The organism is Pyxidicoccus trucidator (assembly GCF_010894435.1).
GTDB classification, from domain to species: domain Bacteria; phylum Myxococcota; class Myxococcia; order Myxococcales; family Myxococcaceae; genus Myxococcus; species Myxococcus trucidator.
In genome coordinates this window covers 1-13978 of the sequence record NZ_JAAIXZ010000009.1, presented here as the reverse complement: position 1 = coordinate 13978, position 13978 = coordinate 1, and the positions used below count along the sequence as shown (strand labels likewise).

The 13978-nt window shown below is 68.6% G+C and carries 12 protein-coding genes; 6 read left to right on the top strand and 6 right to left on the bottom strand.

Going from position 1 to position 13978, the window contains the following annotated elements; translation table 11 throughout:
* Positions 1–183 precede the first annotated feature (183 nt).
* The 6 genes from G4D85_RS24490 to dnaJ all read right to left on the bottom strand — a co-directional run bounded on the left by G4D85_RS24490 (position 184) and on the right by dnaJ (position 8898).
* Positions 184–696 carry a DUF6265 family protein gene (locus tag G4D85_RS24490; protein ID WP_164016148.1) on the bottom strand — a complete coding sequence of 171 codons (513 nt, stop codon included), beginning with the start codon at positions 694–696 and terminating at the stop codon, positions 184–186.
* A gap of 58 nt (positions 697–754) precedes the next feature.
* Positions 755–3244 carry a 1-acyl-sn-glycerol-3-phosphate acyltransferase gene (locus G4D85_RS24485; protein ID WP_420821725.1) on the bottom strand — a complete coding sequence of 830 codons (2490 nt, stop codon included), beginning with the start codon at positions 3242–3244 and terminating at the stop codon, positions 755–757.
* A gap of 80 nt (positions 3245–3324) precedes the next feature.
* A complete protein-coding gene (gene argS, locus G4D85_RS24480) occupies positions 3325–5046 on the bottom strand; it encodes an arginine--tRNA ligase (protein WP_164016144.1) in 1722 nt (573 codons plus the stop codon).
* Positions 5047–5121: 75 nt separating this feature from the next.
* Positions 5122–6819: a hybrid sensor histidine kinase/response regulator gene (locus G4D85_RS24475; protein WP_164016743.1), complete on the bottom strand. Its 1698-nt coding sequence runs from the start codon at positions 6817–6819 to the stop codon at positions 5122–5124.
* A 100-nt stretch (positions 6820–6919) separates the two neighbouring features.
* On the bottom strand, positions 6920–7648 hold the full coding sequence (locus G4D85_RS24470) for a HEAT repeat domain-containing protein (protein WP_164016142.1): 729 nt from the start codon (positions 7646–7648) through the stop codon (positions 6920–6922).
* Between the two features lie 89 nt (positions 7649–7737).
* Positions 7738–8898: a molecular chaperone DnaJ gene (gene dnaJ / locus G4D85_RS24465; protein WP_164016139.1), complete on the bottom strand. Its 1161-nt coding sequence runs from the start codon at positions 8896–8898 to the stop codon at positions 7738–7740.
* A 112-nt stretch (positions 8899–9010) separates the two neighbouring features.
* Here dnaJ and G4D85_RS24460 point away from each other — a divergent pair, with 112 nt between their 5' ends.
* The 6 genes from G4D85_RS24460 to G4D85_RS24435 all read left to right on the top strand — a co-directional run.
* Entirely contained in the window at positions 9011–9745 is a 735-nt protein-coding gene (locus G4D85_RS24460) for a hypothetical protein (RefSeq protein ID WP_205525683.1), read from the top strand.
* Positions 9742–10236, top strand: a complete 495-nt coding sequence (gene rimI, locus G4D85_RS24455) for a ribosomal protein S18-alanine N-acetyltransferase (protein ID WP_164016135.1) — start codon at positions 9742–9744, stop codon at positions 10234–10236. The genes G4D85_RS24460 and rimI overlap by 4 nt, the downstream gene beginning before the upstream one ends.
* A gap of 226 nt (positions 10237–10462) precedes the next feature.
* Positions 10463–10834: a 30S ribosomal protein S12 gene (gene rpsL, locus G4D85_RS24450; protein WP_164016133.1), complete on the top strand. Its 372-nt coding sequence runs from the start codon at positions 10463–10465 to the stop codon at positions 10832–10834.
* 154 nt (positions 10835–10988) lie between these two features.
* Positions 10989–11459: a 30S ribosomal protein S7 gene (gene rpsG / locus G4D85_RS24445; protein ID WP_011553340.1), complete on the top strand. Its 471-nt coding sequence runs from the start codon at positions 10989–10991 to the stop codon at positions 11457–11459.
* Between the two features lie 147 nt (positions 11460–11606).
* The gene (gene fusA, locus G4D85_RS24440; RefSeq protein WP_164016131.1) at positions 11607–13682 is read left to right on the top strand and encodes an elongation factor G; all 2076 of its coding nucleotides are present in this window, start codon (positions 11607–11609) and stop codon (positions 13680–13682) included.
* 145 nt (positions 13683–13827) lie between these two features.
* On the top strand, positions 13828–13978 hold a 151-nt coding region (locus G4D85_RS24435; RefSeq protein WP_240359505.1), incomplete at its 3' end, for a GTP-binding protein.

Genomic DNA, 13978 nt, shown 5'->3' with positions numbered 1-13978 from the left:
CTATCCAGGTGGAGGCGCGCACCGAGGCGCAGGCGTACCAGATTCGCGCGTGGCGTGGCACCACGCCGGAGGACCCGGTGCTGCTGTCGCGTCGGCGCATCCGTCCTCCAATGCCGATGCGCTGCGCGACGTCTTCCACCTGCAAGCCCGCGCCCGCTTTCACCCCAGCCGCGTCAGTCCCCGCTACATCCGCGTGTAGAAGAAGTCCTCCGACACGGGCTTGCCGCCCTCGTCGCCCTCGATGCGGGCTGTGAGCCTGTCCGCCGACTCCCGCCGGTAGAGGATGCGCTTCGGGTGGTCATTCTCGGGGTTCTCGAAGAGCACTTCCCGCTCCGAGCAGCGCACGAGCTTGAACTCGACGCCGGGGCGGGCCTTCGGATGGGCGATGTAATAGAGCCCGTCGGGCCGCGCCTCCATGCGGAGGTATTCGAAGAACGCCGTCCGGCCCTTCGAGATGAAGCGGCTCATGCCGAGCATGGAATCCCCCGCCGCATGGGTCCAATGCTCATCCACCGTCCCGGGGCCTGACGGGCCCTGCCAGCGTCCCTCCATCCACGCCACGTCCTCGATGGACGTGCCACAGGCGCGGGGAGCACGGACCTCGGGAGCCGAGGCCGGCGCACTCCGGCAGGAGGGCAGGGCGGCGGAGCAGAGCACCATCGGAACGAGCGACAGCAGCGGCATGCGTCGAGGCATGCCGGTCATCCTCACACGGTAACGCGCCCTACCGCACCGTGCTTTCCGAGAGGCCGCATCAGGCCCGCTTCAGGTACTCGCGGATGCCGTCGGCGAGCTGCTTCCGGGCGGCGGCGTCCTGCGCGGCCGGGCCCAGCTCCAGCTTCTTGTCCTTCTCGACGAGGAGCTTCTGGTCCTGGAGGTACGCCACCGCGTTCTCCAGCGTCACCTTGGCGAGCGACTCGGCGGCGGTGATGCGGCCCGCGTGGTACTCCGCGCGGCCCGTCTCCAGGGCGAGCTTGATGAAGGCCTTCTTGTCCTGCGTCGCGCCGGAGGCCACGTCCTCCAGCGTCAGGGCGGCCAGCAGGTAGGCCTCCAGGTAGTCGCGCAGCATGTCCGCCAGGAACTCGAGCTCCGGGCGTGCATGGGGCTCGGGGGCCACCTTGAGGGTGTCGCCCTCGTGCATCACCAGGCCCATGCGGACGAGCCGCTCCACCGTCTCCGCGAAGATGGTGTCGAAGGTGATGCCCACCCGGTAGATGAACTCCACCTTGAAGAGGCGCGACAGGAAAAGCGCCCGGGCCTTCACGGCGTCGTACTGCGCCGGTGAGCCGCCAGCGAGCACCGCGTTGGCCACGAGGCTGCGCGCGGCCACCAGGTTCATCAGCGTGTTCTTGTAGAAGGACATCTCCGGGCGGCGTGAGTCCTCCACCTGGTAGATGACCTCGCCGCGCGCTTCCTGCGTACGCACCATCTCGTCGGAGATGAAGGTGCGCATGGCGTCCTGGATGGGCCCCATCGTCTCCGGGTTGCTCGGGGCGTTGCGCAGCTCGACGGGCAGCGGCGCGCCATCCTCCAGGGCGATGCGGCGCAGGATGCTGATGCGGTCCGCCATCTCCCGCTGCGTGAGGCCTCGCCTCCGGTGCGCCAGCAGGGACGTGCTCACCAGCGCGTGCGGCGTCACGGTGGACACCTTGCTGATGCCGTACATCACCCGGTTGCCGAGCGCGCGCACCAGACCCTTCTTCTGCTCGTCCGTCACCGGCTCGTCGGGGTTGAGGCCGCGAGCCTGCATGAACTCCCGGAGCGAGATGGGCTCATCGAACCCCAGGTGGATGCGCCCGTAGCGGGCCGCCAGCACCTTGGGCGTGCTCAGGAGCGCCTTCAGGTCCTCGGGCTTCTTCTCCCCGCCGGCCAGCTCCTTCGAGTAGCTGCCGGACTCCACGACCTTCTCGTAGTCGATGGCCACCGGCACGAACATGAGGTCGTTGCGCGCGCCCTCCAGCACGGACTCCACCTGCCAGGTGAACATGCCCAGCTTGGGCGTCAGCAGCTTGCCCGTGCGCGAGCGGCCACCCTCGGGGAAGAACTCCTGGTGCGTGCCGTCGTGCACCAGCTTGCGGACGTAGGCCTTGAAGGACGCGGAGTAGACCTTGTCGTCCTTGAACGAGCGTCGCAGGAAGAACGCGCCGCAGCGGCGGAAGATGCTGCCCAGCGGCCAGAAGGAGAGGTTGGCACCCGCGGCCACCAGCGGCACCGTGTAGCCGCGGTTCCACAGAATCCAGCTCATCACCAGGTAGTCGACGTGGCTCTTGTGGCTGGGGCACAGGACGAGGGGCGCCTTGCCGGCGGCCTTGAGCGCGCGGTGCAGGCCCGCCTCATCCACCTCGATGCCGTCGTAGATGCGGTTGAACACCCACTCGAGCACGGGCGAGATGAAGGCCAGCGTGGTGGGGCTGGGCCGCGCGGCGATGGCCACGAGGTTTCGCCGGGCCTCGCGCAGCACGCTCTCCTGCTTGCGGTTGGTAGCGGCGGCGTGCTCGTCCAGGATCTTGCGCAGCTGCCTGTCCCGCAGCGTCTCGTCGATGACTCGCGACGAGGGCTTCACGGGCGGACCGAAGACGGCGCGCGTCTCGCGGGCCAGGTGGACATGGAGCGTGCTGCGCACCTTGCGCGCCAGCACGTCATCCGAGTCCTGCGGGTTCTGCTCCACGAAGCGCCGCAGGTCGATGGGCTCGCCTACGCGGAACTGCGCGCGCTTGTAGTTGCGGAAGAAGGCCAGCATCGAGTGCAGGAAGCCCGGCGCCTCCGGGCTTCCGAACACGATGTCCACCCAGTTGGGCTTGAGCCGGGCGGTGCGCTTCTCCCAGATGAACAGCTCCGGTACCAGGTACACGGGCCGGTCGGACTGGCGCGCCATGGCGACCAGGGCGGGGAAGGGGTCCTCGCGCGTCTCCTTCCCGGACGGGGCCAGCAGCGCCGTGCGGCGCAGGAAGACGAGCCCGCTGCCGCCATTCTGTCGTGCGTACTCGTAGCGCTGCGCGTAGTCGCCGCGGTGCTTCGTCTGCCGCCAGGGCCGGGTGAACCACGGCCTCAGGTTGGACACGGCGCGCACGGGCGGCAGCGCCCGGCGCACCATGGCCCACGTCAGATAGAGGAAGTTCACCCACGCCGTGGTGCGCATGACGTGCACCACGAAGCCCTTCGCGTGGAGGGACCGAAGCTCGTCCTCGGTCTCCGCGGAGAAGTGGACCCCGTCCAGGTAACGGGCTCCCAGCGCCCGGCCCATGGGGCCGAACTCTTCCTTCAGCGAGGCTTCTCCCTGATTCCCAGTCTGAGTCAGCACGGTGTCCAAGGTAGCCCCCCCGGCTACATGTTGTCCGGCGTCGGAATGCCCAGCAGCGTCAGGCCAGCGGCCAGCGTAACCCGGGTGGCGTCCGTCAGGGCGAGTCTCGCCGCACGCAGCGCGTCATTGTCCTCGACGAGAATGCGCTTCTCGCGTTCCTGATTGCCCGCCGTGAAGTAGCGGCTGAAGGCGGCGGCCACGTCGAGGAGCAGCCGCGCCACGAGACTCGGCTCGTACTGCTCGGCCGCGTCGCGGACCACTTCGGGCAGGCGCATGATTTCCCGCAGCAGCGCCTGCTCCTCGGGAAGCGTCAGCAGGGCCGCGTCGTAGCTGCCGGGCGCGCTGCCTCCCTTGCGCAGCACGCTGACGGTGCGCGCATGGGCGTACTGGAGATAGGGGCCTGTGTGGCCCTCGAAGCTGAGCACCTCGTCCCAGTCGAACGTGTAGTCGCTGGCGCGCTTGTGCTTGAGGTCTCCGAAGGCGATGGCGCCCAGGCCAATCTGCTCGGAGAGCTGCTCCGCATCGCCTGTGTGGATGCGGCCGGCTTCGATGTTCTCCCGAACCTTGGCCGAGGCCCGCTCCTTCGCCTCGTCCAGCACGTCATTGAGCTGGACCACCTGGCCCTTGCGCGTGCTCATGCCGTGGATGCGGCCGAAGGCCACGTGCACGGTGCGGTCGGCCCAGGGGTGGCCCATCTCCTTCAGCGTGCGGAACACCTGACGGAAGTGCAGCGCCTGGTCCTGCGCCACCACGTACAGCGACTTGTCGAAGTGGAAGCGCTCGTACCGGTCCTCCGCGGCGGCGAGGTCGCGCGTGGCGTACAGCGTGCTGCCGTCCTTCTTCTTCAGGAGGATGGGGGGCTCGTTGTCCGCGTAGGGCAGGTCCACCACCAGCGCGCCCTCGGACTCCTTCACGCCGGGCTTCTTCGCAATCTGGTCGATGACCGCGTCCATCTTCCCCTGGTAGCGGCTCTCGCCCTCGATGTGCTCGAACTCGATGCCCATCCGCTCGTAGATCTTCTTGAAGCCGCGGATGCTCGTCTCGCGGAACTGGTTCCAGAGCTTGAGCGCCTCGGCGTCACCGGCCTCCATGCGGCGGAAGAAGTCGCGCGCCTTCTCGTCGAACTCGGGCTCCTCCTCCGCGCGCTTGTTGGCCCGGACGTAGACGTCCACCAGGTGCGCCATGTCGTCGATGCGCGCCGGGTCGCCGTACTCCTGGAAGCCCACCGCGACGAGGCCGAACTGCTTGCCCCAGTCGCCCAGGTAGTTGATGCCTTCCACCTTCCAGCCCAGCGCGCGGTAGATGTTGGCGATGCAGTGGCCGAGGAACGTGGTGCGGATGTGGTGGAAGCCGATGGGCTTGGCGATGTTGGGCGACGAGTAGTCGATGGCCACCGTCTTCCCACGGCCCGCGTCCAGGTCTCCGCCGTAGGCCAGCCCCGCCGAGCGCGCGGCGTCGATGACCTCGGCCGTGAAGGGCAGGGGAGCGAAGCGGGCATTGACGTACGGGCCCACCGCCTTGATTTCGAGCCCCGGCACGCTGACCGACTGGGCGAGCCCGGCGGCGATGGCGGGCGGCGCCTTCTTCTGGGCCTTGGCCAGGGGGAAGGTGGCGAAGCTCAAGTCACCGTGCGCGGGCTCGGCGGGCTTGATCTGCGCTTCGATTTCGGAGGCGGGCACACCCAGGGCCGTGGCGAGCCCCTGGGCGAATGCGGCGCGGTATCGGGAGTAGACGGAGGAGCTCATGGGAACGCGCGGATACTAGACAAACCGAGGCACCTTCCGGCCACCTCTTGTTCGCGCCCAGGTCTATTCCGTCACTCAGGGTATGGCCGGTGCCCGGCGGCTGGGCCGCACCACCGCCGAAACCGTGTCCAGCAGCTTGGGCAACTGCAGCGGCTTCTCGAAGAAGCCGTCGATGCGCTCCAGCCCCTGGCCCGAGGTGAGGGACGCCACCTCGCTGGCTCCCGAGATGATGTACACGACGATGTCGGCCAGCGACTCGGTACCGCGGATGAAGCGCAGCACCGACTGTCCGTCCTCCTCGCTCAGCCGCAGGTCCAGCAGCACCATGGCCGGGCGGATGTGGGACAGGATGGAGCGCGCCTCCGAGGCCCCCGAGGTGGCCATCACCCGGTAGCCCTCCTGCTCCAGCACCTGCTGGAGGACCTCGCGGCAGTCCGCGTCGTCCTCGACCAGGAGGATGCCGCCGGACTTGGGCGCGGCCTGCGCCATCTCCGGCAGGCTGACGGCCCCGGCGAACATCGGCAGCACCATCTGGAAGATGCTTCCCTCGCCGAGCACGCTGGAGGCATCCATGCGCCCGCCATGCAGGGCGACAATCTTGCCCACCAGCGGCAGCCCCAGGCCGGCGCCCGGCGGACGGGGCATGCCCGGCTGCGCGCGGTAGAAGGCGTCGAAGACGTGCTCCAGCGCCTCGGCGGACATGCCCGCGCCGCTGTCCTTGACGGTGAGCGTGGCGAGCCCGTCCTCGGCGGACACGCGCACCTCCACGGACTCCTCCGCCTCGCTGTGGTGGATGCCGTTCTCGATGAGGTTGTGGATGGCCTCGGAGATGCGCTCGCGGTCTCCCCGGACGAAGACCTCGGAGCAGGGGGGAATCACCACCCGCACCTTGCAGTGCTCCGAGAGGGGGCCCAGCGCGCGCACCACCTCTTCCGCCACGGCCTTGAGGCCGAAGGGGCGCTGGTTGAGCTGCATCTTCCCGGACTGGAGCCGGGACATGAGCAGCAAGTCATTGACCATGCGCAGCATGCGGTCCGAGTTCCGGTCGCAGATCTGCACCGCGCGGCGCTGGGAGTCCGTCAGGGGCCCCAGCTTCTCGCGCCCCATCATCGCCAGGTAGGACTTGATGGTGGTGAGCGGGTTCTTCAAGTCGTGGGAGACGTTGCCGAGCAGCTCCTCGCGGTTCTGCTCCAGGCTCTTGAGGCCGGCGATGGCCGTCTGGAGGTCCTTGTTGCGCCGGGCGCTGTCGTCGCGCAGGCGCGCCACCTCGTAGGCGGCGGTGAGCTGGGCGGCGAGCGACTCCAGCAGGGTGTCCGAGGGCTCCCGCCGCGCGCCGAGCACCACCAGCACGCCGGTGACGCCGTGGGGGCTCTCCAGTGGCACGGCGACGGTGTCCGCCTCGCGCAGCAGCGTCTTCGTGGCGAAGGCGCGACCCACCACGCCCTCGCCCGGGACGGCGGCGGTGACGCGGTCGTCGTAGCGGCCCCGCACGTGCTCGACGTGGAGCTGTTCCCGCGAGGGGAAGTGGCGGGCCACGTAGCAGACCTTCGGCTTCAGCAGCGTGTGGATGGTCTGCAGGTGGGAGCGAAGCGCCTCGGTGGGCCCCGCGTTGTCCGTCAGGTGACGCGCCATCTCCAGCAGGGCGCGGTTGGCGGTTTCCGGGTCCACCGGCAGGGCCGGCTTCGCGGCCCGTCGAGCGGGCTTCTTCACGGTCTTGATAACGGGGCGCAGCGGCACGACCTCGGCCAGCGGCCCCTTCTTCTTCGAGCGCACGGTCGGATCCTGCTTCATGAGCCGCGCGCGAGGGAACGGCCCTGTGCGTCAGGGCCTTCCAAAGGACAGTGGCCGTGTCTCCTGTCCGACAGCCCGGGCCTCAGGCCCGGCGCTGGATGCGGCCGTCCTGACCCAGGGCGTACGGCTCCACGAGGAGCGGCTCCACCTTCTCCCGGTAGCCATCCACGTTGAATCCACCCTCGACCAGCGCGGCCAGGGCGGAGGTCTGGACGCGGCGGGCCGTCTCGTCGGCGGTGAGCAGCTTCAACATGGGCTCGCGCGCCGGCTCGTACTTGAAGGACCCCAGCGCCTTGAGCGCGGCGATCTTCACGTCGTCCGACATGTCCTCCAGGAAGGGCAGCACCGCCGGGGGAATGCGCGGGTCCTGCTTGCCGGTGATGTGGTGGAGGAGGACGACCTTCTTCTCCGGGTTCTTCGTGTAGTGGGCGGACAGGTGCTGGAGCGCGCCCACGCAGGCCCCGAGCACCTCGTCCTCCGAGAGCAGCTCACCCATCAGGCGCAGCGCCCACGAGGTGGCCGCCTCGTTCCTCTGGAGGAACTCGGTGATGGGGGGCACCGCGTCCTTGCCGAAGCTCCGGATGAGGTCGAACGTGCGCTCCTTCTCGTCCGCGTCCGTGGTGAGCGGGTCCACGGTGATGGTGAAGCGGGCGAGCAGCACGCCCACGGCCTCCGGGATTTTCATCTCTCCCAGCTGCTCGATGGCCTTCTGCCGTGTCGACGGGTCCCCATACTTCTGGGTCACCTTGGACTTGAGCTTCAGGGCTTTGTCGGGCCCCGAGCCGCCCGTGAAGATGTCGAAGAGGCCCATGTGTGCGTCGGCTCCGTTTCCTGCGGAATCGTTGAAGGTGGCAGGCGCCGTCTATGCCGAGGCGGCGCCGGGGACAAGTGACAAGAGGATCAGAGCGTCAGCTCGCGGCGGACATCGTCGCGATAGGCGCGGGAAAGTGTCTCGGCGGCGGCACGAGCCTCCTCGGAGGCCTCCTCCGGCACCTTCACCTGGAGGTGCAGGTAGAGGTCCCCGGGCGAGCCCCCTTTGAGCGAAGGCACGCCCCGACCCTTCAGGCGCATGCGCCTGCCGGACTGGGAGCCCGGGAGCACCTTCACAGTGACTTCACCCTGGAAGGTAGGCACGCGGACCTCCGCGCCGAGGATGGCCTCGGCCACCGTCACCGGGAGGTCGATGTGCAGGTCGTCCCCCTCGCGGCGTACCAGCGGATGCTCTGCTACCTCCGTCTCGATATAGAGGTCGCCCGGCGGGCCGCCCCGGGGGCCGGCGGCGCCCTGGCCGCTGAGCCGGACCTTGGAGCCCGTCTGCACGCCCGCGGGGATCTTCACCGTCAGCCGGGTGGTCTCTTCCTTGATGCCCGCGCCGCCACACTGGGGACAGGGCTCCAGGGCCCGCCCGGTGCCCTGGCAGTTGGGGCAGACCCCGCTGCCGCCGAACAGGCTCGCCCGCCGGGGCCGGCCGGTGCCGTTGCAGGTGGGGCAGGTGCCCATCTTTCCGGAATCGCCCCGGCCGCTACAGGCCGAGCAGCGCCCGGGCCGGGCGATGGAGAGCGTGCGCTCGGCGCCGGTGACGGCCTCTTTCAGGGTGAGCTGGACGCGGGCCGTCAGGTCCTCGCCGCGCTCCGGGCCCGAGCCCCGGCGCCGGCCGAACATGTCGGCGGCGTCGAAGCCGCCCGACCCCCCGCCGCCCCCCCGTCCACCGAAGAGGTCACCGAAGAGGTCGCCCAGGTCGAAGCCCTCGGCGCCGAAGGGCACCCCGCCCGTGCCGCCGCTCGAGGCCGCGGACTTGTAGGCGCGGTAGGCCTCCGCCTTCTTCTCGTCGAAGCCAATCTTCTCCGCGTCGGGGCCGAACTCGTCGTAGAGCTTGCGCTTCTTCGCGTCTGACAGCACCTCGAAGGCGGAGCTGACCTGCTTGAACTTCTCCTCGGCGGCCTTGTTTCCCGGGTTGACGTCCGGGTGGTACTTGCGCGCGAGCTTGCGGTACGCCTTCTTGACGTCCTCCGGCGAAGCGCCCCGGGCGACTCCGAGAATCTGGTAATAGTCTTCCGCCATTTGTTCCCGCCGTGGTGTACCTGACTGAACGTAACCAGCCGGTGGGAGCGCGCCAGCACGGAGTGCCCGGTTGGCGGGAGATGTATAAAGTCGCCGGAAGATGAGGGAGGCCATGGAAGCGCCGCGCCAGACTGGAGCGGGTACCCTGTGGCTGGCGGCCTGGCTCCTGTTCGTGCCCGTCGCTGGGGCCCGGGCCGCGCCTCCGCCAGACGCGCAGGCAGACTCTCGGGCCACGCCCTCCCAGGAGGCGACGGGCCGGGTGGTCGACCGGGTCGTGGCCGTCATCGAGGGCCAGGTGCTGACCCTGAGCGAGCTGCGCTTCGAGGCCCGGGTCGCGCTCGTGCAGCGAGGGGGCATGCAGGCCCTGGAGGCCCCGCTCGACGAGGACACCCTCCGGGGGGCCCTTGAGCTCATCATCAACCAGCGCGTCCAGGTGCTGAACGCGGACCGCCTCCAGGCGTTCCCCGCCGAGCCCGCCGAGGTGCAGGCGCGACTGGCCGTGTTCCAGCTCCGGGTCGGCGGCGAGGCGGCCCTTCGTCGCTTCCTGGCCCGGCACGACGTGGACCTGGCCGGGCTGGAGACGGTGCTGGCCCGGGGGCTGCGGGCGGAGCGCATCCTGGACAGTCGCATCCGGCTGCGGGCCCAGGTGGGTGAGACGGAGGTCCGGCGCTACTTCGAGCAGCACGAGGCGGAGCACCCCGCGGGCTACGAGGCGGAGCGGGCCGCCATCCGGGAGAAGCTGGTTCGCGAGCGCTACGGCGCGCTGGCGGCGGAGGAACTGCTCCAGGTGCGGTCCTCGGCGCAGGTGCGCCGGGTGGCCCCTTTCGCGCGGGAGGCGAGGCGATGAGGCGGATGCGCGACGATTCCGCGCCTCGCGGGAAGCACGACTTCATCATCCGGCAGATGATGGTGGAGGACATGCCGGCGGTGATGGCGCTGGAGAAGCAGGCCTTCAAGAACCCCTGGTCGCCGGAGCTGCTCCAGCGCGAGCTCCAGCACGAGTGGTCCACCATCCTCCTGGTGGAGGAGGAGAGGGCGGAGGGCCCCGCGGAGCTGCTGGGGCTGGCCATCTTCTGGATCGTCCACGACGAGGTGCACGTGCTGAACGTCGCCACCGCGCCCGTGCACCGGCGCCGCGGCGTGGCCCGGGCGGTGATGGACGAGGTGCTCGCCCGGGGCAAGGCCCGTCGCTGCACCCTGGCCACCCTGGAGGTGCGCCGGGGCAACGAGGCCGCGCTCCAGCTCTATCGCTCGCTGGGCTTCCGGCCGGTGGGCATCCGGCCGAACTACTACGTGGACGAGGGTGAGGACGCCATCGTCATGCTCCTCGACTTCTAGCCACACGCGGAGTAGAGCAGCGCCCCGCCGTATACCAGCCGTGCTCTGGCGCTCCGAGCGTCGGGGAATGGACCCGGGGCCCTGTGCCGGTTCATAGGCAAGGGTCAGGCCGTGCTTGACACGGAGGGGTCCCTCCCTATACTCGCGGCCCTTTCCGTAGTCCTGTAGGTAGATATGCGCCGCCCAGTGTATCCGGCGGCGGTCAACCCCGAAGAAGAGGTATCAGTTGCCGACCATCAGCCAGCTGGTTCGCAAGGGCCGCGAGAAGCTCGTGATCAAGGGCAAGAGCCCTGCCCTGAAGGAGTCCCCCCAGAAGCGTGGCGTCTGCACGCGCGTCTACACCACGACCCCGAAGAAGCCGAACTCGGCCCTCCGCAAGGTGGCCCGTGTTCGTCTGACCAACGGGATCGAGGTCACGTCCTACATCCCCGGCGTGGGCCATAACCTCCAGGAGCACTCGGTGGTCATGATCCGCGGTGGCCGTGTGAAGGACCTCCCGGGCGTCCGCTACCACATCATCCGTGGCACGCTGGACTCCGTGGGCGTCGCGGGTCGCAAGCAGAGCCGCTCCAAGTACGGAGCCAAGCGTCCGAGCTGATCGCTCGTCACGCCGACCACCTTCGTCTCGCAGTGTTTCGGACGTCTCGCCCCACACCCTGGGGAGCGTCCCGTGCGGTTCCTCCAAGCAGCTCATGAAGCCCCGTTGATTGTGCTCTCCAAGTGGGAGTGGGGCGTAAGGGAAGAGAGAAGAGATGCCTCGTCGTCGCGTAGTCGCCAAGCGCAAGATTCTGCCGGATCCGAAGTTCCAGGACCGCCTGGTCACCAAGTTCGTCAACGACCTGATGCGGAAGGGGAAGAAGTCCATCGCGGAGGGCGTGTGCTACGGCGCCTTCGCCCTCATCGAGGAGCGCGCGAAGGAAGACCCCCTCAAGACGTTCAAGAAGGCCCTCGACAACGTGAAGCCGGTGCTCGAGGTGAAGAGCCGCCGCGTCGGTGGCGCCACCTACCAGGTTCCCGTCGAGGTCCGTCAGGACCGCCGCGTGGCCCTCGGCATGCGCTGGATCATCACCTACTCCAAGGCGCGTGGTGAGAAGACCATGCAGGAGAAGCTGGCCGGTGAGATCATGGACGCCGCCAACAACCGCGGCAACGCGGTGAAGAAGCGTGAAGACACGCACAAGATGGCCGAGGCCAACAAGGCCTTCGCTCACTACCGCTGGTAGGCCCTCGGGGCTTCGCGGTTGCCGCCCGGATGCAGATGCTGCATCCGGGCGGTTTTTTTGTTAGCTGGCGCAGGTTCTCTGAAATCGTCTGGTCGGTGGGTGACGTGGCCCGGAGGCCCGCCCCTCTTCCTGAAGAGGTATTGAGTCATGGCCCGTGAGTACCCCCTCGAGCGCTACCGCAACATCGGCATCATGGCGCATATCGATGCCGGCAAGACGACGACCACCGAGCGGATCCTCTTCTACACCGGCGCCATCCACCGGATGGGCGAGGTGCACGAGGGCAACACCACCACCGACTGGATGGTGCAGGAGCGCGAGCGCGGAATCACCATTACCTCCGCCGCGATTACGGCCTTCTGGACCCGGCGCGACAACCGCTACCGCGTCAACATCATCGACACCCCGGGTCACGTGGACTTCACCATCGAGGTGGAGCGCTCCCTGCGCGTGCTCGACGGCGCCGTCGCCGTGTTCGACGGCGTGAATGGCGTGGAGCCGCAGTCCGAGACGGTCTGGCGCCAGGCGGACAAGTACAAGGTCCCCCGCATCTGCTTCATCAACAAGATGGACCGGGTGGGCGCGGACTTCGAGATGTCCGTGGGCACGCTCAAGGAGAAGCTGGGCGCGCGCGCCGTGCGCATGCAGCTGCCGCTGGGTGCCGAGGAGAAGCACCGTGGCGTCATCGACCTGGTGAAGATGAAGGCGCTGGTGTTCCAGGACTCGGAGCAGGGCAGCCGCTACGACGAGGTGGACATCCCCGAGGAGTACCGTGAGGCGGCCGAGGCCGCCCGGGGTGAGCTGCTCGAGGCCGCGGCCGAGCAGGACGACGCGCTCACGGAGAAGTTCCTGGAGGGCCAGGAGCTCACCGAGGAAGAGATTCGCGGCGCCATCCGCAAGGGCTGCGTCGGGCTGAAGCTGTTCCCCGTGTTCTGCGGCTCGGCGTTCCGCCACAAGGGCGTACAGCCGCTGCTGGACGCGGTGGTGGACTACCTGCCCAGCCCGCTCGACATCCCGCCCGTGCATGGCAAGACGCCCAAGGGCGAGGACGCCATCCGCGAGACGAAGGACGACGCGCCCTTCAGCGCGCTGGCGTTCAAGATCATGAACGACCCGGCGTTCCAATCGCAGACGCTGACCTTCCTCCGCGTCTACTCCGGCCGCCTGGAGGCGGGCACGGCGGTGTGGAACTCGGTGAAGGGCAAGCGCGAGCGCGTCAGCCGCCTGGTGCAGATGCGCGCGGACAAGAAGGACGAGCTCACCGAGTGCTTCGCCGGCGACATCTGTGCGGTGGTGGGCCTGAAGCTCGCTGCCACTGGCGACACGCTCTGCGACGACAAGCAGCCCGTCATCCTGGAGCGGATGGAGTTCCCCGAGCCGGTCATCGACATCGCCATCGAGCCCAAGTCCACGGCGGACCAGGACAAGATCATCCAATCGCTGCAGCGGCTGGCGATGGAGGACCCGTCGTTCCGCGTGAAGACGAACGAGGAGACGGGGCAGACCATCATCGCCGGCATGGGCGAACTGCACCTCGAAATCATCGTCGACCGGCTCCTGCGTGAGTTCAAGGTCGACGCGAACATCGGCAAGCCGCAGGTGGCGTACCGGGAGACCGTCACCACCTCCACCCAGGCGGAAGGGAAGTACATCCGCCAGACGGGCGGCCGCGGCCAGTACGGCCACATCTGGCTGCGCGTCATGCCCAACGAGCCGGGCAAGGGCTTCGCCTTCGAGAACAAAGTCACGGGCGGGGCGGTGACGAAGGAGTTCGTGGACGCGGTACGGGACGGTGTCGCCGAGTCCATGCAGAACGGCCCGGTGGCCGGCTACCCCATGGTAGACGTCAAGGTGGAGGCCTACGACGGCTCCATGCACGACGTGGACTCCAGCGAGATGGCGTACAAGATCGCCGGCTCGATGGCCTTCCGGGACGCCGTGCGCAGCGCCACCCCCGTGCTCCTCGAGCCCATCATGAGCTGTGAGATCGTCACCCCCGAGGACTTCATGGGCGACGTCATCGGCGACCTGAACGGCCGGCGGGGGAAGGTGCTGGGGATGGTGCCCAGGCCGGGCCGTGTGCAGGCCATCCAGGCGCAGGTGCCCCTGGCCGCGATGTTCGGCTACTCGACCGACCTGCGCAGCAAGAGCCAGGGAAGGGCGACGTACACCATGCAGTTCAGTCACTACGCGCCCGCGCCGAAGTCGGCGCTCAACCGGTGACCGCGGTGCGTCTGGCGGAGTGCTCGCCGGGCGATTTCAGTTGACGTTGCGGCACGTTTGGAGCAGGACGCAGCACCTTCGAAGTTGTTTCCCGAGATTGAGACGCGCGCCGGGTCATTGACCGGCTGCCCCGTGAGGAGAGGTCATGGCCAAGGAGAAGTTCGAGCGCAACAAGCCCCACGTGAACATCGGCACGATCGGACACGTGGACCACGGCAAGACGTCGCTGACGGCCGCCATCACCAAGGTGCTGGCGAAGACGGGCGGCGCCACGTTCATGGCGTACGACCAGATTG